The sequence below is a fragment of the Scandinavium manionii genome (assembly GCF_024764775.1).
Lineage (GTDB): Bacteria > Pseudomonadota > Gammaproteobacteria > Enterobacterales > Enterobacteriaceae > Scandinavium > Scandinavium manionii.
Window position 1 is genome coordinate 805716 of record NZ_JALIGC010000040.1, and the last position, 20565, is coordinate 826280.

Annotated in this window: 18 protein-coding genes; 8 read left to right on the forward strand and 10 right to left on the reverse strand. The window is 54.2% G+C overall.

The genetic code is table 11. The features are described 5' to 3' along the window. Together sbmA and MUU51_RS21575 are read right to left on the reverse strand one after the other, a co-directional pair. Entirely contained in the window at positions 1-1221 is a 1221-nt protein-coding gene (gene sbmA / locus MUU51_RS21570) for a peptide antibiotic transporter SbmA (protein ID WP_258968564.1), read from the reverse strand. A gap of 123 nt (positions 1222-1344) precedes the next feature. Then, entirely contained in the window at positions 1345-1878 is a 534-nt protein-coding gene (locus MUU51_RS21575) for an isochorismatase family protein (protein ID WP_258968565.1), read from the reverse strand. 203 nt (positions 1879-2081) lie between these two features. Between MUU51_RS21575 and ampH the strand changes: the two genes are divergently transcribed. Beyond that, positions 2082-3239 carry a D-alanyl-D-alanine-carboxypeptidase/endopeptidase AmpH gene (gene ampH / locus MUU51_RS21580; protein ID WP_159772505.1) on the forward strand — a complete coding sequence of 386 codons (1158 nt, stop codon included), beginning with the start codon at positions 2082-2084 and terminating at the stop codon, positions 3237-3239. Positions 3240-3242: 3 nt separating this feature from the next. Here the strand turns inward: ampH and MUU51_RS21585 are convergent, their stop codons facing one another. Together MUU51_RS21585 and MUU51_RS21590 are read right to left on the reverse strand one after the other, a co-directional pair. Next, on the reverse strand, positions 3243-3860 hold the full coding sequence (locus MUU51_RS21585) for a helix-turn-helix domain-containing protein (protein ID WP_159772502.1): 618 nt from the start codon (positions 3858-3860) through the stop codon (positions 3243-3245). 75 nt (positions 3861-3935) lie between these two features. After that, positions 3936-6794, reverse strand: a complete 2859-nt coding sequence (locus tag MUU51_RS21590; RefSeq protein WP_258968566.1) for an autotransporter YaiT-related protein — start codon at positions 6792-6794, stop codon at positions 3936-3938. A 494-nt stretch (positions 6795-7288) separates the two neighbouring features. Here MUU51_RS21590 and hemB point away from each other — a divergent pair, with 494 nt between their 5' ends. Further along, on the forward strand, positions 7289-8263 hold the full coding sequence (hemB, locus tag MUU51_RS21595) for a porphobilinogen synthase (RefSeq protein WP_159772496.1): 975 nt from the start codon (positions 7289-7291) through the stop codon (positions 8261-8263). Positions 8264-8383: 120 nt separating this feature from the next. Here hemB and tauD read toward each other — a convergent pair whose 3' ends face one another. From tauD to MUU51_RS21620, 5 genes are all read right to left on the reverse strand, one after another. After that, complete coding sequence (gene tauD, locus MUU51_RS21600) at positions 8384-9235, reverse strand: taurine dioxygenase (RefSeq protein WP_258968567.1); 852 nt, start codon at positions 9233-9235, stop codon at positions 8384-8386. After that, positions 9232-10059: a taurine ABC transporter permease TauC gene (gene tauC, locus MUU51_RS21605; protein ID WP_159772490.1), complete on the reverse strand. Its 828-nt coding sequence runs from the start codon at positions 10057-10059 to the stop codon at positions 9232-9234. Before tauC ends, tauD begins: the two co-directional genes overlap by 4 nt. Continuing rightward, the gene (gene tauB / locus MUU51_RS21610; protein ID WP_258968568.1) at positions 10056-10823 is read right to left on the reverse strand and encodes a taurine ABC transporter ATP-binding subunit; all 768 of its coding nucleotides are present in this window, start codon (positions 10821-10823) and stop codon (positions 10056-10058) included. The genes tauC and tauB overlap by 4 nt, the downstream gene beginning before the upstream one ends. Before the next feature lie 11 nt (positions 10824-10834). Then, entirely contained in the window at positions 10835-11797 is a 963-nt protein-coding gene (gene tauA / locus MUU51_RS21615) for a taurine ABC transporter substrate-binding protein (RefSeq protein ID WP_258968569.1), read from the reverse strand. 114 nt (positions 11798-11911) lie between these two features. Then, the gene (locus MUU51_RS21620; RefSeq protein ID WP_159772482.1) at positions 11912-12049 is read right to left on the reverse strand and encodes a hypothetical protein; all 138 of its coding nucleotides are present in this window, start codon (positions 12047-12049) and stop codon (positions 11912-11914) included. A 305-nt stretch (positions 12050-12354) separates the two neighbouring features. Here MUU51_RS21620 and MUU51_RS21625 point away from each other — a divergent pair, with 305 nt between their 5' ends. The 3 genes from MUU51_RS21625 to MUU51_RS22135 all read left to right on the forward strand — a co-directional run bounded on the left by MUU51_RS21625 (position 12355) and on the right by MUU51_RS22135 (position 14710). Beyond that, positions 12355-12732 carry a DUF3302 domain-containing protein gene (locus MUU51_RS21625; protein WP_159772479.1) on the forward strand — a complete coding sequence of 126 codons (378 nt, stop codon included), beginning with the start codon at positions 12355-12357 and terminating at the stop codon, positions 12730-12732. Beyond that, positions 12732-13874: an HlyD family secretion protein gene (locus tag MUU51_RS21630; RefSeq protein WP_258968570.1), complete on the forward strand. Its 1143-nt coding sequence runs from the start codon at positions 12732-12734 to the stop codon at positions 13872-13874. The genes MUU51_RS21625 and MUU51_RS21630 overlap by 1 nt, the downstream gene beginning before the upstream one ends. A gap of 122 nt (positions 13875-13996) precedes the next feature. Then, positions 13997-14710, forward strand: a complete 714-nt coding sequence (locus MUU51_RS22135) for an ATP-binding cassette domain-containing protein (protein WP_309582926.1) — start codon at positions 13997-13999, stop codon at positions 14708-14710. Here MUU51_RS22135 and MUU51_RS21645 read toward each other — a convergent pair. Next, positions 14698-16407 (reverse strand): GGDEF domain-containing protein, encoded by a 1710-nt coding sequence (locus MUU51_RS21645; protein WP_258968571.1) that lies wholly within the window; start codon positions 16405-16407, stop codon positions 14698-14700. The two genes, MUU51_RS22135 and MUU51_RS21645, sit on opposite strands and share 13 nt — an antisense overlap. A 319-nt stretch (positions 16408-16726) precedes the next feature. On the opposite strand from MUU51_RS21645, the gene paoA reads away from it, so the two are divergent. Genes paoA through paoC form a run of 3 tightly spaced genes read left to right on the forward strand, consistent with a single transcriptional unit; the run spans position 16727 to position 20561 of the window. Next, entirely contained in the window at positions 16727-17416 is a 690-nt protein-coding gene (gene paoA / locus MUU51_RS21650) for an aldehyde dehydrogenase iron-sulfur subunit PaoA (RefSeq protein ID WP_159772471.1), read from the forward strand. Continuing rightward, entirely contained in the window at positions 17413-18369 is a 957-nt protein-coding gene (locus MUU51_RS21655; RefSeq protein WP_258968572.1) for an FAD binding domain-containing protein, read from the forward strand. Before paoA ends, MUU51_RS21655 begins: the two co-directional genes overlap by 4 nt. Next, positions 18366-20561: an aldehyde oxidoreductase molybdenum-binding subunit PaoC gene (gene paoC, locus MUU51_RS21660; protein ID WP_258968573.1), complete on the forward strand. Its 2196-nt coding sequence runs from the start codon at positions 18366-18368 to the stop codon at positions 20559-20561. The genes MUU51_RS21655 and paoC overlap by 4 nt, the downstream gene beginning before the upstream one ends. The last annotated feature ends 4 nt before the right edge of the window (positions 20562-20565 follow it).

The window sequence follows — 20565 nt, forward strand, 5'->3', positions numbered from 1 at the left end:
TTAGCTAAATGATTGAGTCACTTCCTGCTCTGGCATGTTATCCAGCTCACGCTCGAAACTGCGCAGACGTTTGTAGATAGACATCAGTTCCACCAGCGTGGTCCAGGAGCTGATCAAGTACTGGAACGAACCGCGAACCTGACCGAAAACGTTGGTTATCTGCGTCATTAATCCCAGCGTAATCGTACCGGCAACAATCGACGGGAACAGTAAAAACAGGCCGAAAACATTGTCTACCTGCAGGTAAAGAATTCGCGCGATGTTGAAGTACATGTAGTGAAAATAGAGACGGAAATAGTTGTGACGCACAGCGCTGAACAGTTCGCGAACCGTCGGCGGCGTGGCGCGCGACGCATCATCTTCACCATAAACCAGTTCTTTACGGTAGGCCGCTTCAACGCGCTGGTTTTTGAAATTCAGCCCCGGAAGTTTGATACCGACCACGGCTAACAGGCCAGTGCCCATCAACGACCAGACAATTGCGGCGATCACCAGACCGTACGGCAAATGGCCGACAATCGGCAGGTCTGGCACGTGCGCCGACAGCGTCACCAGCACCGGCAGGAAGGCAATCAGGGTCATGATGGCGTTGATAAAGCTAACGCCCATATCTTCAAGGGTCGACGCAAAGCGCATGGTGTCTTCCTGCACACGCTGTGCAGCACCTTCGATATGACGCAGTCGCTGCCAGTTGTCCATGTAGTATTCGTTCATTGCGGAACGCCAGCGGAAGACGTAGTGGCTGACGAAAAAGTTATTCATCACCCCAATCACCACGGCGATCAGCGCAATGCCGAGGAACACCCCGACTTCATGGTAAAACTGACCGATGCTCACTTTATGTGGTGCGGAAAGCGCAGTCTGGATGAGATCGTAGAACGGCGCATACCAGGCGTTGACCGCCACCCCCACTTCGACCAGGAACCAGGTCACGAAGATTATCAGAGAAGTGCCGAGAATCGACCAGTACTGCCAGCGGTGCGGGCTGTAAAGACACCAGAACAGCGCAAAGACCAGCACACAAACCAGGTAGTAGGCATAGAACACGAGGTAGTCGAGAGACCAAAAACGCGCCGCGCTGATCGGGATATCACCGGAAGCGCCGACAATATGAAGCAACCATTTACCCCCACCTACCTGCCAGAATATGACGGTGATGAGTGCCCAAATTGCCGCCGAGAGAAAAAAGGGTCCCGGCTTAGGGAAAAAAGACTTAAACATACATGCTCTCCTGCTAACTTCTTATCGTTTTAAGGTTGCTGTGTTCTACGAAAAATCGCCGCGCCATCACCGCGACAAAAGGTGAAGCTGGGTTGACCGTGATTGAGACCGATGAGAAAACGCTTAGTTCGTATGCCATTGCGTAACAATTGTTTCGACGGGTTTCACGCTGACCGGGTTTCCGGGCACCGTGAGCGTGCGCCAGACATCGTTGTAGTGCGCGATAAGCGTTGCGGCTTCAGCAGCCGAGCGGTTGGCAGTGGTATGTGCATCTTCGGCAACGGTGATTTGATAGCCTTTGCTGGCGCCGACTTTCAGCGTTGTATCCACACAGTAATCCGTGGCGCAGCCGCACATCACAAAAGCGGTGATGTCGTTTTCTGCCAGCACACGTTCCAGCTCGGTTTTATAAAAAGCATCACAGGCCGTTTTGGTGACGTAAAGTGCTCCACTCGGCTGCTCGAGATCTGGCAATAATGCAAAGCCGTGACTCCCCTCTTCCAGACCACCTTCTTCGATGTGCTGAATAAAGATGACGCGGTCAGCGGCGCGAATCAGACGGTTCACCAGCGAGACGCATTCCTGTTGCTCACGACGCGGCGTTTCGAAGACACCGTTTTGCATATCGACCACCATGACAACGTGTTTATCCGACATCATTTTCTCCGTAACAGGTTGTGAACATTGAGACTATCATACGCGTGAGTTCACAAAAGCGCGTAGAGGCTTGCACAAAAACCGCCATATTTACCCGTCGTTACGTTTTTCTTGCGCAATTCCGGCGTAAAGGCGCTTTGCAAGTGGCCGTTTAATAGTATAAATACGCATTATCTTTCCATTTCAATTCATGGATGCCTTCCTTGAAACGTAGTCTGCTATTTCTTGCGGCGCTGTGTGCTGCTTCGCTGCCTGTGGCTCAGGCCGCACAAACTTCTCCGGACCCGGTTTTTGCCTCAGATATTGTCGACCGATACGCCAATCATATCTATTTCGGTAGCGGCGCGACGGGCATGGCACTGGTGGTTATTGATGGCAACCAGCGCGTGTTTCGCAGCTTCGGAGAGACTCGGCCAGGAAGCAACGTCCATCCGCAGCTGGATTCTGTGATCCGCATTGCCTCATTGAGCAAATTGATGACCAGTGAAATGCTGGTGAAGCTGCTCGATCAGGGTGTGGTGAAGCTTAATGATCCACTGAGTAAATATGCTCCGCCGGGCGCAAACGTGCCTACATATCAAGGGAAACCGATTACGCTGGTGAATCTGGCGACGCATACCAGCAGCCTGCCGCGCGAACAGCCCGGTGGTGCAGCGCATCGTCCTGTTTTTGTCTGGCCAACGCATAATCAGCGCTGGAACTGGCTCAGTACCGCGACACTGAAAACCGCGCCGGGAACCCAAGCAGCTTATTCAAATCTGGCATTTGATCTTCTGGCCGATGCATTGAGCGCAGCCGCAGGTAAACCGTATCCGCAGCTTTTTGAAGAGCAAATCACTCGCCCATTGGGGATGAAAGACACTACGTTTACTCCCTCACCGGATCAGTGCCAGCGCTTGATGGTTGCCGAAAAAGGGGCCAGCCCATGCGATAACACGCTGGCGGCCATTGGCAGCGGCGGGGTGTATTCCACGCCAGGGGATATGATGCGCTGGATGCAGCAATTCTTGTCTTCTGATTTTTATACCCGTAACCAACAGGCTGACCGGATGCAAACGCTTATCTATCAGCGTAGCCAGTTAACCCGAGTGATCGGTATGGACGTGCCGGGAAAAGCCACGGCTTTGGGCATGGGCTGGGTCTATATGGCCCCGAAAAATGGCCGTCCGGGCATTATTCAGAAAACAGGTGGTGGTGGCGGATTCATTACCTATATGGCCATGATCCCGCAACATAACGTCGGCGCGTTCGTGGTCGTAACCCGTTCCCCATTGACTCGCTTTGTGAATATGAGTGATGGCGTTAACGATCTGGTCGCAGAGCTGAGTGGCAATAAGCCGCTGGTTGTTCCCGCTTCCTGATCGTCAATACTCAAGGGGCAAGCGGTGTATGGAAACCAGCTTGCCCTTATTCATTTCGATATAGTTTCCGGCGCGCAGCGCAGCAAGGACTTCTGCAATCACTGAGCGGGAAATATGGGTCCGCTGCTGGATATAGTTCATTACGCCTATCCTGGCCCGCAAAGCATCATCCCAACCCGACATCACCTGCAAGGTTGCCCTGATCTGGCTGTAGGAGTTTTTGCCAATCAGTTGAACATCGCGTGCCTCCTGCGCTCTGACAATCCAGCTTACCCAATGAAACGCTTCACGCCAAAGTTGATGCTGATCCAATAATTGCCGGCATTGCGAAGCTTCCAGCTGATAAGCCTCACAGTGGGTCAACGCGGTGAGTTGGTAACTTTCTGTTCGGGCATCTAACAGCCCGGCCAGGCCAAGAATAATAGGTGAAGGACTGATAGCAACCAGAATATCTTCCTGGGCTCGCTCGATTTTACACGTCCCCTGACGAAAGACGGTCACAACCGAGGCATTGCAATTCAGGCTCAACGTATCCTGTGGAGAAAGGATGAAGGTTGAAGCATTAGGGGAAAAGAGCTGATCAAGTGCGTTAAATGCGGACAACGGTTTTACAGCTAACATGCGAGTGTCACATCCTGTGTCAATGCCATGTTAATGATAAAAAAAGCAGGGAACAATGTTCCCTGCTTTGATTTATTACCAGGTGTATTTCACGCCGACGTTTGCTGCCCAATTCTGGTCAACGTCACCGCCGCCCAGATAGTTAGCATCGGTATACGCGCTGAACTTCTTGGTAAAGTTGAACTGCGCACCAGCGCCTACACGTACCGCAGAGCCTTTAACGCCGTTATCGATATCGTCACCGTTAACGTTCGCATCATTGTCAGCATCGTCATAGACATAGGCGAGTTTGAAGTACGGTGTCAGGGCCTGATCTTCGCTATAAGTGAAGGTGTAGCCCGTATCGATACCCAGTTCGTAACGCATGCTGTCATAAGACTGACCATCCATACGCATATCGTTGCTCAGACGATAATCGTCGCCAGACTGGAACAGACCTGAAATTGCGCCATACGGAGTCACATAACCCGCTGCGTCATATTTCCAGTCGTAACCCAGTTTCAGACCAAAGCCCCAGGCATCCGTTGAGGTGTCGCCATCAACATACTCACCATTGCTCATAGTTGCAGTCAGGTCGTTGTCAAAACGGCTATAGCTCATGTTGCCATCGAGGAACACGTTGTTGTCCCAGCGAGCAGAAGAGTAAATATAAGCAGACTGGCTATCCTGATCAACCTGACCAGATTTGTCGCTCATATCGCCCTTGGCGAAGCTTGCTGCAGCACCGACGGTCCAGTTAGCGTAGTTACCATCAATCTGAGTATCCAGGCCCACCATGATGCCATTAACATCCTGGTCGTAACTGAGGGTGCCGTTGTCTCCGTCAAAGTTACCGCCGAAGTAGCTCACCCACACACCACCGTCATCAACCAAACCGTGACGAGCATTGCTCAGACGAGTACCCAGAGTATCCTGTTGCAGGTTCCAGATATTGGTGTTTGCAGACGGAATGCTCAACGCCATGTTGGCGTAGTCGGTCAGCTCACGCTGTTCCAGAACGACCGTGTTGCCTTGTTGCTGAGCCTGATAGGTGTAAGCACCCAGGTCAGCTTTGTTGGCAGCTGAGAAGGTCGCGGTGCTGTCCTTATCGTTAATATAGATAAGTTCTTTGTTTTTGTATTGAGACTCTGAACCCGCGCCAGTCGCATCATTAATGCGAACTTTGTAGTTACCGGTTGCAGCATCAACACCGTCACTCGCATCATCAACACTGAACTCTTCATCACCATTATTGGTATTGCCGTTACCATTAACAGTCAGGTGACCATCAGAGTTCATGGCGATAACGCCATAACCGTAGGTCGCATCAGAGGTATTAGTGGTATTGGTATGACCGTTAACCAGATCGGCATTTAACACATAGTCATTGCTATTGATGTTAAAGACGCCGCCATTGGTCAGTTCTACAGTGTCGGTAGTCAGCGAGCGCGCATCGAAATCGTCGCCAGCGATGCTGAATTCACCGCCGTTTGAAACGGTAAGGGTATTCGCATACAACTGCGCGGTTTCATCCGACAGTTCAACGGTACTATAAGTATCAACGGTCAAATGGTCAGTCGCGACAGTACCATCTGTGCTGAGGTTCATCGCTGAACCATTAGTCAGCGTAATCGTATCCGCTACCAGGCCAGACCCATCAGCAACCTGAACAAGTGAACCATTGTTCGCGGTCAGGGTATCAACCTGAGAACCATTGACGGTATCCCACTCTGAACCGTTATTCAGCGCTACGTTAAACACACCGCTCTGGAAAGTCTGGTCGTCAACAACATTGCCCCAATTATCATACGTCGAATTGGGTTCAAGACTATTAACGGCTACGTCATACATAGAGGCTGGTGCAATCGCGTCATAACTGAAAATTGCATCACCGACCCATTTGCTGCCGTTATCCAGCGTAATGTTCAGTTCATCAACGTTCAGGCTATCGTCAGTCCAGCCGCCATTGGTATCCAGCACGCCATCATCCGAAGAGTCATGGCCATACGGGTAGAAGTTCGCGTTGAAAGTGCTGTCAAACACAACGTCGCCCATCAGCGTAGAATTGCTGAAGTTTACGTTGTTTTTCATTGAGTAATCGGAAGCCGAGTTATCAACGAAGGAGAGTGCTACGTCATTCGCACCGCCATTACCGGTATAATCACTTGGCTCTTCGGAATTACCATACCAGCCGTTATCTTCCAGTGGTGTATAAGCACCAGAAGTGACGGTAGAATCGGTCACAACAATGTTGTTATCCCATGTGTGAGATTCAGTGGTGTAATCAGCATTAGTGGTGTCGCCTTGCGACAGAGCGATACCGGCAACATGCGAGTTATCACTGATGTTGATGTTACTTTCAACATTCAACGTCACCGCTGTGCCCAGATCCGCAAAGCCCAGGCGATGATCTTCGGTTGTCGCTTTGTCGCCATCCAGATAGGAATCAGTGAAGTAGAAATACTCGTAATCATCGTCAATCGTAGAATTGGCAACATTCAGAGTAAAGACATCACCATCATTCCATTTATAGTCAACTGGCGTGCCGTTAGTCCAGCCGTAAGTGTAGGCATCAGCACCACCATCACCGTTACTGCCGAAGACCTGCCCGGAAGTAATCATGCCGTGAATAGTAGAGTTGGAAATATTCAGCGTATTAGCGGTACCATCTGCATAATCATTATTCAGATAATAAGTAGAAATAACGCCATTTACGACATCACCGTTGAAGTTCTGATCGAAGGTGCCGTCTGCTGCGTTATTATAGATATAACCATTGTAACCAACGTAATTGATATTATCTGCGTTAGTCCAGTCACCCCAGCTAAAAGCTGTGTCTGAGTCATCGTGGTAAGTGAATGTATCGTAGGTTTCTGCATTTGCCTGAGAAGCGATTGCCAAAGTGCAGGCTAATGCTATTTGTGATAGCGCAATTTTATTTTTCCATGGGTGCATCAGTCATCCCTCCTCAGGGATAAAGTCATGTTAATCCGTCAACGAGCATTTCAAAAAACTAAGATTATCTTGCGGGAAGCATTATGCGATGCGTTGATAAAAAGGTTCAATTGTTCTTTGGGTAAAGTATGATTCCAGACAAATATAATAATTCTTTGAATTTTATGAGATGGAAAGCCAGTATCCATGAGGCCTACAGACAACACCTGCTTAAATCAGGATAAAAGACAAACACATTCAAATAACGCACTCACATTAAACAACCAAAAACTAAAATATATAAAAACAGCCAAAACATAATCCGAGAATATATATACAATACTTATTGATTATTAAATTAAATAATCAAACCTAATAACTGGCAGATTTATCTTCTAAGGGCCGAAAAGGCGAAGTAACCACTGTTGAAGAGGCCGTTAATGGCCATTTTAGCCGATCAGCCCCTCTTTAATTCGGTTACAATGAATGCATGTTCCATTAACATCAGGCCTATCATGACAGATTTGATCACTCGCCCTCGCCGCCTGCGCAAATCCGCTGCGCTGCGCGCAATGTTTGAAGAGACATCACTGACCCTTAACGATCTGGTGCTGCCTATCTTTGTTGAAGAAGAAATTGACGATTACAAGGCTATCGAAGCGATGCCTGGCGTGATGCGTATCCCGGAAAAGCACCTTGCCCGTGAGATTGAACGCATTGCTAACGCCGGTATCCGCTCCGTGATGACCTTTGGGATCTCTCACCATACCGATGCCACCGGCAGCGATGCGTGGAAAGAAGATGGCCTGGTGGCGCGCATGTCACGCATTTGCAAACAAAGCGTGCCTGAAATGATTGTGATGTCGGACACCTGTTTCTGCGAATACACCTCACACGGCCACTGCGGCGTGCTGTGCGATCACGGTGTCGATAACGACCAGACGCTGGCAAATCTCGGGAAGCAAGCCGTGGTTGCTGCCGCTGCTGGCGCTGATTTCATTGCCCCGTCTGCGGCAATGGATGGTCAGGTTCAGGCGATTCGCCAGGCGCTGGACGCCGCCGGATTCACTGATACCGCGATCATGTCTTATTCCACTAAGTTCGCCTCGTCGTTCTACGGCCCGTTCCGTGAAGCTGCCGGAACCGCGCTGAAAGGCGACCGTAAGACCTATCAGATGAATCCGCTGAACCGCCGCGAAGCGATTCGCGAATCGCTGCTCGACGAAGCCCAGGGCGCTGATTGCCTGATGGTGAAACCTGCCGGTGCCTATCTGGATATAATCCGTGATATCCGCGAGCGCACAGAGCTGCCAATTGGCGCCTATCAGGTCAGCGGCGAATACGCGATGATTAAGTTTGCCGCTCAGGCAGGTGCAATTGATGAAGAGAAAGTGGTGCTCGAAAGCCTTGGCGCAATCAAACGCGCAGGCGCAGACCTGATTTTCAGCTACTTCGCCCTGGATTTAGCCGAGAAAAAAATCCTGCGTTAATGCTTGTGCCGTCGTATCGACGGATGCCCTCTCCCGCAGGAGAGGGCAAAAGCGAAGTCGCCAGCCCTTAGCCCGGCGATGCGAAATCCCGATTTCACGCATATTCAGAAAACAAGCCCATCAGCCTGCCCGATAGAACGGCTTATCCCCCAGGATGGTCGCACGGTGCATGATACGCCGCTGCGGCAGATAATCGGCATTGGCGTAATGCTGCGTCACCCGATTGTCCCACATTGCCACATCCCCTTCTTGCCAGCGCCAGCGCACCTGAAATTCCGGTCTGGTGATGTGAGCAAACAGAAATCCCAGCAGCGTTTCGCTCTCTTTCTCGCTGACATCCACAATACGCGTGGTAAAACCTTCATTCACAAACAGCGCCTGCTTGCCGGTCACCGGATGCGTGCGCACTACCGGGTGCAACAGCGGCGGATTTTTTGCCACCGCGCTCAGCCAGCGCTGATGCTCGTCTTCCGTTTTAAGATGCTTCCATTCCGGGAACGATTTACGGAAATCATGCTCCGCCTGTAGGCCATTGAGCAGCGTTTTAAGCGGGGCAGACAGCGCTTCATAAGCCGCAATCCCGCTGGCCCACAGAGTATCTCCACCGGTTTCGGGAAGCTGTTTTGCCGCCAGAATCGCCCCGGCAGGCGGCGTCTCAATGAAAGTCACATCGGTGTGCCAGTTATCATTATCCGGCGGATTATCGTTATGCGTATCGAGGACGATAATCTCCTCCACACCCTCGGCGTGTGGATAAACCGGGTGAATGTGCAGATCGCCAAAACGGTGCGCCAGACTGCGCTGCTGCTGCGGTGTGACCGGCTGCTCGCGCAGAAAAATAACCTGATGACGCAGCAACGCGTGGTACAACTGTTCAAACTGGTTATCGCTTAGAGGACGGGTCAAATCCAGCCCGGAAACCTGTGCGCCAATATACGGCCCTAACGGGCGAATGCTCAGACGTTCACTCATGCAATTTCTCCATGCCACGGCGTCAGGCGGCGTTGTAGCGCCCGTAGGCCCAGCTCTAATACGAAAGCGATAACGGCAATCACCGCGATCCCGGCCAGCACCACATCGGTGGCCAGAAATTCCCCGGCGGACTGCACCATAAACCCTAAACCTCGCGTGGCGGCGATGAGTTCAGCCGCAACCAGCGTCGACCAGCCCACGCCAAGCCCAATGCGCAGCCCAGTCAGGATCTCCGGCAGCGCACCGGGCAAAATCACAAACCACAAAATCTGCACCCGGCTGGCACCCAGCGACTGCGCTGCTCTCACCCGCACCTGCTGAGCACTTTTCACACCCGCCATCGCCGACATCGCCACCGGGGCGAAAATCGCCAGATAGATGAGCAGGATTTTCGACGTCTCGCCGATACCAAACCAGATAACCATCAGTGGCAAATAGGCCAGGGGTGGGATCGGGCGATACAGCTCAATCAGCGGGTCGAGAATACCGCGTACCGTTGGACTCAGGCCCATCGCAATGCCGACCGGAATACCAATAATCGCCGCTGCGAGCAGTGCAATCAGAATGCGCGTCAGGCTCGCCGACAGATGCTGCCACAGTGTGGCGTCCATAAAGCCCTGCGGCCCGGCGACAGAAATCAGTTTTTGCAGTACCTGCCCCGGCGGAGGCAGAAACAGCGGAGCGATCAGTTGTAACGCCGTCACCGCCCACCACAGTGCCAGCAAAATCGCCAGCGTCGACAGGCTCAACGTCAGTTGACGCGACAGTGGCCAGCGCCAGTTCAGCGCCAGGCGGCGCGGTTTATCGTTCGCCACAATACTCATGAGAATGCCTCCCGATGTTCAAACACACGGCCCAGCACGTATTCGCGCCGTTCGATAAACTCCGGACTGGATTTAATGCTGCGGCAGGTTTCCCCGGCGACAAACCGGCGGGCAAAATCGAGCGACAGTCGTTCCGTCACCCTACCCGGCCCGGCCGACAGCAGCACCAAATCCGTCGCCATAAACACCGCTTCTTCAATGTCATGGGTAATCAGCAGCACCTGCTTGCCGGTTTCATGCCACAGACGCAGCAGCAAGGTCTGCATCTGCTCGCGGGTAAACGCATCCAGCGCCCCGAACGGCTCATCAAGCAGCAGTAACTGTGGGTCAGCCGCCAGCGCCCGGGCGATTCCTACTCGCTGGCGCTGGCCGCCGGAAAGCTGCCAGATAAACCTTTTTTCTGCGCCTTGCAGACCTACTTTTTTCAGCAACTGGCGGGCAATTTCATGTCGTGCCGGTTTGTTCATTCCTGTCAGCTGCAGGCCGAACGCCACGTTATCCTGCACGTTTCGCCACGGCAGTAACCCTTCGTTCTGGAACACCACACCGCGCTCGGCCCCCGGTCCGTTGACCGGCACGCCGTTCAGGGTGATGCTGCCAGACTGATACGGCAGGAAACCGGCTACCAAATTCAGCAGCGTGGTCTTGCCACAGCCTGACGGGCCGAGCACCACCAGCAGTTCACCGCGATCGACGCTCAATGAAATGTCGTCGAGCACCGGTTTTCCGCCGTAGTTCGCACTGAGATGGGAGAGTTGCAGCATAGTGACCTCCGTTATTTCACAAATTTATCGGTCACGTACTGGCTGTAATCCGCCGCAACGGCGGGCACTTTGCCCTGCGCCTTCAGGAACTGAGCCGTGTCGACAATCGCTTTGTTTACCGGGCCGTTAAGCTGCTGCGCCTGCTGGGGAGCCGTCAGATAGGTATTGCCTTGCACCAGCCCCGGCACGTCCGCCTCCGGTACGCCGCTCAGCTTCGACAGCTTATTGAGGTTATCTGGCTGTTTGAGCCAGACGTAGGGGTTATCGATATATTGCTTCTGGGCCGCAATAGCACTGCGGGCAAAGGCTTTCACTACATCAGGATGCTGCTCGGCGAAATCTTTACGCACCACCCATACATCCAGCGTCGGTGAGCCCCACTGGCCTACCTGGGAAGAATCCGTCAGCACCGTGCCATCTTTTTCCAGCGCGTTCACCGCAGGCGCCCAAACATAGGCCCCGTCAATATCTCCACGCTGCCAGGCGGCGACGATGGCCGGCGGTTGCAGGTTCACAATCTGTACCTGATTCGGTTTGATGCCCCAGTGTTTCAGCGCAGCCAGCAGGCTGTAGTGGGTGGTTGAGATAAACGGCACGGCGATGCGTTTGCCGATCAAGTCTTGCGGTTTGCTGATGCCTTTTTTCACCACCAGCGCTTCAGAATTTCCGAGCTGCGAGGCAAGAAGGAACACTTCAATCGGCACTTGCTGGCTGGCGGCAACCGCCAGCGGGCTGGAGCCGATATTACCAATCTGCACATCGCCTGAAGCCAGGGCTCGAACTACACTCGCTCCGCTGTCGAACTTCCGCCAGTCGACGGTCGCCCCGCTCTCTTTTGCAAAAGTGTCGTCCGCTTGCGCAACTTTGGCTGGTTCAGCGGATGTCTGATACGCGACGGTGACATTCACTGCCTGCGCCTGGAAAGTGAGGAAGGCCAATGCGGCCAATAATGAAAGATGCGATGCGCGTGCCATGGTGTCTGCTCCCCTTGTTGTCATGGGCGCAGTATTTCCGGCAGTGGGGATTTGATAAAGGAATTAAAAATTCTGGCTAATGCCAATCTGTTTTTAGAAAAAAAGTGGCAAAGCTTAGTCACAAAACGTCGCCTTCATCGCACCAGCGTCAGTTTCCCACGGCGGCGTGAAAGCTGCGGATGCGGTGTGGATATCAGAAAAAGAAACGGTCGCCAGGCCATGATGCTCTCCTTCAGGGCTTTCTTTCAGCATGCCCTGACATCACCTGACGCACCCTCAACCAAAAGCCTGAATGCGTAACGAATATTCACCCTTTCGCCTCAGTGTCGCCTGAATGTTCCGGCAGGCGTTTTTACTCTCTCTTCACTCTAATTTATTTTTACACAAGAAAATCACCCGTTTTTATATTTCACTGCACAACAATCGCCACGACTAAATAATTTATTTTTGAACTGCCCGTGATTTGTACAACTGAATTTTTTGTGGTCTTCTGTACCCTGAAGGATATTTCCCCTCTCTGCCATCCCTTATTCGGTTATTTTGCTGGAGTTTTTATCATGACCCTGGACTATGTTGCCCTGGCAATACTGGCTGCGGTAATTCTCATTCTGTTTTACGGGATTATCGTTATCCATGATATCCCTTATGAAATTGCGAAAGAACGTAACCATCCCCACCAGGATGCTATCCATTACGCTGGCTGGGTGAGTCTGTTTACGCTCCACGCGCTGTGGCCGTTCCTATGGATCTGGGCCACGCTCTGGCGTGAAGACCGGGGCTGGGGCATGCATAAAATCAGCGAAGAACAACACGACATGCAGTCTCAGATGACCCATCTGACGCTTCAGGTGGACAGGTTAACAAGCGAACTTAACGCGATTAAAAACGCCGTTTCTGACAGTCCCGCCGTTGTTGTGACGAAGGAGGATAAATAATGGAAACGTTATTACTACTTACCTATGCGGCCCTGTGCGTCGTTATTTTTAAAGTTTTCCATATTCCACTGAATAAGTGGACCGTGCCTACGGCCGTACTCGGCGGTATTGTTTTCATTACCCTCATCATCCTGGTCATGAATTATAACTTCCCGTTCAGCGACGTCGGTAAACAAGCCTTCCAGACCGTTCCTATCGTGACGCAGAATCGCGGCAGAGTCATTGATGTGCCGGTAAAAGCGAACGTCATGCTGAAGAAAGGCGACATCCTTTTCCGCACGGACCCAACGCCGTTCCAGGCAAAAGTTGACGATCTGCGCGCGCAGGTCAAAGAGGCCAGCCAGAACGCGCTTTCCCTCGATGCCGGGCTGAGCCAGGCTCAGGCCGATCTCGCAAAAGCCATTGCCGATCGCGACAAAGCACAGCGCGAGTACGCCCGCTATAACGAGGGTCATGCCAAAGGCGCGTTCTCCGATCAGATGGTCGATACCCGCCGCCAGACATACAAAGCGACAGAAGCGGCTGTGACCGCCGCTCAGGCACAAGTTGAAGAAGCAAAAAACAATCTCAATTCCGTGGTGAACGGCCAGAACACCAAAGTCGCCTCGCTGTTAGCCCAGCTACGTAAAGCCGAATTTAAGCTGGAGAATACCGTGGTACGTGCGCCTGCTGCGGGCTATGTCAGTACCGTCGGTCTGCGTGAAGGGACTATGTCCACCGCACTGGGCCTCGCGCCAGTGATGACCTTCGTGCCAGTAGATGCTGATGCACAGAAGACCTACGTGGCCGCCTTCCGCCAGAACTCGGTTCAGCGCCTGCAACCGGGTTATAAAGCTGAGCTGATGTTCCCGTCAATTCCGGGCACCGTCTTCACGGGCGAAGTGGTTGAAGTGCTGCCTGCCATTGGTGAAAGCCAGTTCCAGGGCCAGGGCCGACTGCTGACCACCGCCGATTTGGCTAATCAGGGTCGCATCATGGTGAAAGTCAAAGCTACCGATCCGCGACTAGATGACTACAAACTGCCGATGGGTACCCAGGTTGAAGTCGCGGTCTATTCCGATCACTTCAAAGAGCTGTCACTGATTCGTAAGATTTTGATCCGCATGAGCAGTTGGGAAAACTACGTCTTCCTCGATCATTAATGCCCTCCGTCTCCCGCTCCTGGCGGGAGACGTTTTTGCCGCTTATTTTCAGCTAAGTTAAGCATTTTTTCTTCTCGCTAATATGTTGTCAGGCCTTTTCTCTCGCTCCACGGCGCAGCCGGATAGGTTTTGTCTTTCAACAAGTTAACCTTTACGCGCACCTCAGCGCACTGCAGAACATCACCCTGGCGCTGAAAGCGGTACATCGGCTCGGTGAGGCTGACGCCACTGCACGCGCCCGCGCATTGCTTGCCAGAGTCGGACTCGCTGAGAAAGCGGATCATTATCCCTCACAGCTCTCAGGCGGCCAGCAGCAGCGCGTCGCCATCGCCCGGGCACTGGCCTCCGATCCGCAAATTATCCTCTTTGATGAACCCACATCGGCCCTCGATCCCGAAACCATTGGCGAAGTGCTGCAGGTGATGACGGGGGGATCGTTGCCCGGGACGGTTACGGTGACGCTGGCATTAGCCTGGTTTACCAGCGCCGCGGTAATGCATTCGGTGTTGGCAGGCCTGCAAGCCTTGCCTTCCGGTCAGTACGAAGCGCCACAAACGCAGGGGTTTAGCGAGAGTCAGGCATTGTGGTTCATCCTGCTGCCGCAGGCGCTGCGCAATGTGATGCCCTCTCTGCCTGGCATCCTGATTGCCCTGCTGAAGGACACCTCACTGGCGTTTATCGTCAACGTCCCGGAACTGACCACGGTAGCCGGACAGGTCAATAACCGGGTGCAGATTTACCCGATGGCGCTGTTCATTTTCATCGCGGTCATCTACTACCTGCTGTACTGTAGTTTAGGCCTGTTAACACGCCGTTTTCAGCGTCAGGCCGTCTGAACGGGCAAGCCGCATATCCGGTCGCGCCCGCTGTTTTTTGCTTCATACAGCGCCGCATCGGCTTCCGCTAACACCTCGCCTAACTCACGCTGCCAGCCTGAGGCCACGCCAAAACTAACCGTTATCGTGAAAGGTTCCCCTTTCGGCCCTTCGAAGCGCAGTTGACGAATTTCGTTCTGAATACGGGTGGTGTAGCCGGTCACGTCTTCGTGGCCCGGTGTGCGAAAGACTACCGCAAACTCCTCGCCGCCCAGACGTCCGATAACATCCCCTGGTCGACTGAATTTCTTCAGCGTGGTCGCCAGCGCCACCAGCACTTTGTCGCCGGTGGGGTGTCCCCAGGTATCGTTGATCGACTTGAAGTGATCGACATCCATCATAATAAGCCATGCCGGATGCTCATGCGTGGCTTGCGCCATCAGATTTCCCGCCAATTCGTCGAACGCCCGGCGGTTAAACAGGTGGGTCAGCGGGTCCTCCTCCGACTGGCGCTGTAAGCGTTTACTCAGGATGGTCTGTTCGCGCAGTCGAGCGCCCAGCGTGCCGAGGGAGGAAAACAGCTCCTGTACCTCTTCGGCGGTGCTTTCGTCCATCAGCGCTTCCTGATGCTTCCCGGCGATTATCCCGCTCGCTATCTGGTTGAGGCGTAAAATCGGCTGAAGCACCCGGGAGCGAATATAGAAAATGAGTCCTGCCGTCAGCGCGCAGAGCATGATCAGGATAATGACAATCAGCACCAGATGCAGCAATGCCTGGTGTTCAGCGTGGACGTAGTGCTTATTCACCCCGGTCAGATAGGTGTTCAGCAGCTCATCAAACGCATTCAGGCTTTCGTGATAGCGCACCGCAAACTTTTCGGCATCCACGCTATAAGGCTGATTTTTCACGCTTTCCGACTTGAGCTTATTCAGCAATGCCACACCCTGCGATTCAAATTTCTGACGCACATTATCCAGGCGCTGCGTAAAACCAGGAAGATAGTTGGCTTCTTCGCCCTGGGTACGCAACAGCCACCACAGCACGTCGATACGCTCCATGCCCCGGCTCAGCGCTTCCATATTGCTGAGCGGAATCGGCGTATGGGTGGCGAGCGGGATTAGCACTTGCGAGCCTAATCGCCCGGTCGCATCACGTAATTCCCCCAGTGCCTGCGCGCGCAAAATCGGCCCTAGCGCTTTGGGCTCGAGCAGCAGAAATGATGAAGTATGCTGGAACAGCGCTGAGTGATAAAAATCAGTCGCTTCGACCATTGCGCTGATCGAACGCTGCGCTTCCCGCGGGTCGCTCAGCTCCTGATTTCGATATGTATCGACGCTCACACGCGAATTATCGAGCTGTTCGATGGTCGCCATCAGTAGCGCCGGGGAAAGTAAGTTTTGTGGGATCCGCTCCAGATTGCGATCGGTTATCCGGCGGCTGTCATCAAGGGATTTCCAGGCCTGCGCTTTTCGCTCCATTGGGCTAAGGACCAGTTCATTGGCATAAGCGCGCTCGCTCGCCAGATCGTTGGAAACCTGTAATACATGGTAGAAATCATTGAACTGGATAACATCATTACGGGCGCTGTGCCATGCGTTCCAGGAACCGGACAGCAACCACCAGGACAAGATTGACGTCAGCACAATGCTGGCGATAGCCGAACCCCAGAGATAACGCAAAACGTTGGAAGGCGATGATGCTTTTTTGATTCTTTTCATTAGGCAATCAGGCCATAAAATTCAGTAAATGACAGCGGGTTACGCTTAGTCTACCGCAGCCTGGGGGGATCCGGACAGTTTGGTGCGCGATTTTTCGGCGATTTCCACGATATTCTGCTGATGGCCCTGTCCACCACCTTACGAAAGTAAGCCGCCAGACGTCTCCCTGCCTCGGTATTGATGCATTTCCCTCATGACGGCAATCGCGATTTAAGAATAATCCTGCGTCCAGTGCCGTCTATGCTTAATGTTTAAAAAACCAACAAATCCGTTCGTATCTGATTCTGAATCCACGCATTGTGAATACCGGAGGCCTGGCATGAGCAACCAAGGCGAGATACCTGAAAATAACCATCCTGGTCAATCTCAACACCCTGATTTTAGTCTGTCGCGCCGGACGCTTTTAAAGGTCGGTGCGGCCACCGCGGCCACGGCAGCTGTTCCACCCGGCACGGCCCTGGCCCAGCCCACGCGTGCGGTAACGCCTGCGCCTGAAATCCTACCACTCACCCTGAAAGTGAACGGTAAAAACCACCAGCTTGACGTTGATACGCGCACCACGCTGCTGGATGCGCTGCGCGAAAACCTGCACCTCACCGGCACCAAAAAAGGCTGCGACCACGGGCAATGCGGGGCGTGTACGGTGCTGGTCGACGGTCGCAGGCTCAACGCTTGCCTGACGCTGGCGGTGATGCATCAGGATGCCGAAATCACCACCATCGAAGGCCTCGGTACGCCTGACAACCTGCATCCGATGCAGGCGGCGTTTATCAAACACGATGGCTACCAGTGCGGCTACTGCACGCCGGGGCAAATCTGCTCGTCGGTAGCGGTGCTGAAAGAAATAGAAGCAGGAGTCCCAAGCCACGTCACGCTGGATTTAGTGTCGTCACCCGACATAACGGATGAGGAAATTCGCGAACGCATGAGCGGCAATCTCTGTCGCTGTGGCGCGTACTCTAACATTCTGACCGCTATCAAAGACGCCGCCGGGGAGCTGAAATCATGAAGGCTTTCACCTATGAACGCGTGAAAACGCCCGCCGAGGCGGCGGCCAGCGCCCGACGTTCGAGCGGATCGAAATTTATCGCCGGGGGAACCAATCTGCTCGATTTGATGAAGCTGGAGATCGAGACCCCGGTACACCTTATCGACGTCAACGGTCTGGCTCTGAATCACATCGATGCCACCGACGAGGGCGGATTGCGCATCGGTGCGCTGGTACGCAACACCGATTTAGCCGCTGACCCGCGGGTCCGTCGGGATTACGCAGTTCTGGCCAGATCGCTGCTGGCGGGCGCGTCCGGCCAATTGCGCAATCAGGCCACAACGGCAGGCAACCTGCTGCAACGCACCCGCTGCCCTTATTTTTACGATGTCAATCAGCCCTGCAACAAGCGCCTGCCCGGCAGCGGCTGTGCGGCACTTGAAGGCTTTAGCCGTCAGCACGCGGTCGTGGGTGCCAGTGAAGCCTGTATCGCCACACACCCCAGCGATATGGCGGTGGCGATGCGCTTGCTGGACGCGATTGTGGAGACCGTCGATCCGGACGGACACGAACGCAAAATCCCAATCGCTGATTTTTATCGTGCACCGGGCAATACCCCGCATCATGAAACGGTCCTGACACCGGGAGAGCTGATCGTCGCGGTGACACTCCCTGCGCCGCCTGGCGGTACGCATATCTACCGTAAAGTGCGCGACCGCGCCTCTTATGCGTTTGCGCTAGTGTCGGTGGCTGCCGTGGTGCTGCCCGATGGCAGCGGGCGCGTGGCGTTCGGTGGCGTGGCGCATAAACCCTGGCGACAAGCTGAAGCTGACGCGCAAATCCCGCACGGGGCGCAGGCGGTGTATGACCAGCTTTTTAGCCACGCGCACCCCACGCCTGAAAATGCATTCAAGCTGACGCTGGCGAAGCGTACGCTCGCCTCCGCGCTGACCGAAGCGAGGGCCCGGACATGAAATTTGATAAACCCGCAGGCCAAAACCCGATTGATAACCTTACCGTTGTCGGGCAGCCCCACGACCGAATTGATGGCCCGCTAAAAACGACCGGCAGCGCGCACTACGCCTACGAATGGCATGATGTGGCTGATAACGTGGCGTATGGCTATATCGTCGGCGCGGCGATTGCCAAAGGGCGAATCACCTCCATGGATATCGAGGCGGCGAAAACCGCGCCCGGCGTACTGACCGTGGTGATCTCAGGCAACGCCGGACCGCTCGGTAAAGGGAGTAAAAACACCGCCATGCTGCTCGGCGGCCCGGAGATTGAACACTATCATCAGGCTGTGGCGCTGGTGGTCGCCGAGACGTTTGAGCAGGCGCGCGCGGCGGCAGCGCTGGTGAACGTGGAATATCGTCGGGATGCCGGAGCCTATTCGTTGGCGGACGAAAAACTCTCCGCGACTGCGCCGAAAGGCGAGGAGGACAAAAACGTCGGCGACTTTGATGCCGCCTGGTCAACGGCGGCGGTAAAACTGGACGCCACCTACACCACGCCCAATCAGAGCCATATGGCGATGGAGCCGCACGCCTCTATGGCGGTATGGGAAGGCGACAAGCTGACCGTCTGGACCTCAAATCAAATGATCAACTGGTGCCACATCGACCTGGCGAAAACCCTGAAGATGCCGATGGAAAATGTGCGGATAATCTCTCCGTATATCGGCGGTGGATTTGGCGGGAAGCTGTTTCTGCGAAGCGATGCCCTGCTGGCGGCGCTTGGCGCTCGGGCAATAAAACGCCCGGTGAAAGTCATGTTGCCGAGACCCGTCATTCCCAATAATACGACGCACCGCCCGGCGACCATTCAGCATATTCAGATTGGTTGCGACAGCAACGGTAAAATCACCGCCATCGCCCATGAAAGTTGCTCCGGAAATCTTTCCGGCGGCGCGCCCGAAACTGCCGTTCAGCAGACAGAACTGCTCTACGCCGGGGCGAATCGCCATACGGCTTTACGACTGGCGAAACTTAATCTGCCGGAAGGCAACGCCATGCGTGCTCCCGGTGAAGCGCCAGGACTGATGGCGCTGGAAATCGCGATGGACGAACTGGCCGAAAAAGCCGGTATCGACCCGGTGGAGTTTCGCATCCTGAATGACACCCAGGTCGACCCGGCTAATCCTGAGCGGCGTTTCTCACGCCGCCAGTTGGTGGAGTGCCTGCGCACCGGTGCAGAACACTTCGGCTGGAAACAACGCAACGCGACGCCCGCTCAGGTTCGCGACGGACGCTGGCTGGTCGGCATGGGCGTAGCGGCAGGTTTTCGAAACAATCTGCTGACCAAATCCGGCGCGCGCGTGCATCTGGATGGCAACGGCAACGTGACGGTTGAAACGGACATGACCGACATCGGCACCGGCAGCTACACCATTATCGCCCAGACGGCGGCGGAGATGCTCGGCGTGCCGATGGCAAAAATTGACGTCCGGCTGGGTGATTCCCGCTTCCCGATCTCCGCCGGTTCCGGTGGGCAATGGGGGGCCAACACCTCGACGGCAGGGGTGTATGCCGCCTGCGTGAAGCTGCGTGAAGCCATCGCCAGCAAACTCGGTTTTAATGCGACCCAGGCGCATTTCGCCCACGAAGAAATCATCGCGGGCGACAGGCATATCAAACTCAGCGAGGCGGCGTCAGACGGGACATTAACCGCCGAAGACACCATCGAATTTGGCTCCCTCGACAAGCAGTATCAGCAATCGACGTTTGCCGGGCATTTTGTCGAAGTGGGCGTGGATGCCGCGACCGGAGAAGTCCGGGTCCGGCGAATGCTGGCAGTATGCGCGGCAGGACGCATTCTTAACCCGAAAACCGCGCGCAGCCAGGTGATTGGCGCGATGACCATGGGCCTCGGCGGAGCGTTGATGGAAGAGCTGGCGGTCGATACGCGACTGGGCTATTTCGTCAATCACGATATGGCGGGCTATGAAGTGCCCGTTCACGCCGACGTGCCGGAGCAAGAAGTGATTTTCCTTGAGGACACCGATCCGATTTCATCCCCGATGAAAGCCAAAGGGGTCGGCGAACTCGGGTTGTGCGGGGTCAGCGCGGCGATCGCCAACGCCGTATATAACGCCACCGGCGTGCGGGTGCGCGATTACCCGGTCACGCTGGATAAGTATCTCAGCGCCCTGCCAGACGTAGTGTAAGGAG

Bases quoted from the DNA above. Each gene is read 5' to 3' on its own strand.
- sbmA (WP_258968564.1), bottom strand. From the start codon at position 1,221: ATGTTTAAGTCTTTTTTCCCTAAGCCGGGACCCTTTTTTCTCTCGGCG.
- MUU51_RS21575 (WP_258968565.1), bottom strand. From the start codon at position 1,878: ATGTCGGATAAACACGTTGTCATGGTGGTCGATATGCAAAACGGTGTC.
- MUU51_RS21585 (WP_159772502.1), bottom strand. From the start codon at position 3,860: ATGTTAGCTGTAAAACCGTTGTCCGCATTTAACGCACTTGATCAGCTC.
- MUU51_RS21590 (WP_258968566.1), bottom strand. From the start codon at position 6,794: ATGCACCCATGGAAAAATAAAATTGCGCTATCACAAATAGCATTAGCC.
- hemB (WP_159772496.1), top strand. From the start codon at position 7,289: ATGACAGATTTGATCACTCGCCCTCGCCGCCTGCGCAAATCCGCTGCG.
- tauD (WP_258968567.1), bottom strand. From the start codon at position 9,235: ATGAGTGAACGTCTGAGCATTCGCCCGTTAGGGCCGTATATTGGCGCA.
- tauC (WP_159772490.1), bottom strand. From the start codon at position 10,059: ATGAGTATTGTGGCGAACGATAAACCGCGCCGCCTGGCGCTGAACTGG.
- tauB (WP_258968568.1), bottom strand. From the start codon at position 10,823: ATGCTGCAACTCTCCCATCTCAGTGCGAACTACGGCGGAAAACCGGTG.
- tauA (WP_258968569.1), bottom strand. From the start codon at position 11,797: ATGGCACGCGCATCGCATCTTTCATTATTGGCCGCATTGGCCTTCCTC.
- MUU51_RS21620 (WP_159772482.1), bottom strand. From the start codon at position 12,049: ATGCTGAAAGAAAGCCCTGAAGGAGAGCATCATGGCCTGGCGACCGTT.
- MUU51_RS21625 (WP_159772479.1), top strand. From the start codon at position 12,355: ATGACCCTGGACTATGTTGCCCTGGCAATACTGGCTGCGGTAATTCTC.
- MUU51_RS21630 (WP_258968570.1), top strand. From the start codon at position 12,732: ATGGAAACGTTATTACTACTTACCTATGCGGCCCTGTGCGTCGTTATT.
- MUU51_RS21645 (WP_258968571.1), bottom strand. From the start codon at position 16,407: ATGAAAAGAATCAAAAAAGCATCATCGCCTTCCAACGTTTTGCGTTAT.
- paoA (WP_159772471.1), top strand. From the start codon at position 16,727: ATGAGCAACCAAGGCGAGATACCTGAAAATAACCATCCTGGTCAATCT.
- MUU51_RS21655 (WP_258968572.1), top strand. From the start codon at position 17,413: ATGAAGGCTTTCACCTATGAACGCGTGAAAACGCCCGCCGAGGCGGCG.
- paoC (WP_258968573.1), top strand. From the start codon at position 18,366: ATGAAATTTGATAAACCCGCAGGCCAAAACCCGATTGATAACCTTACC.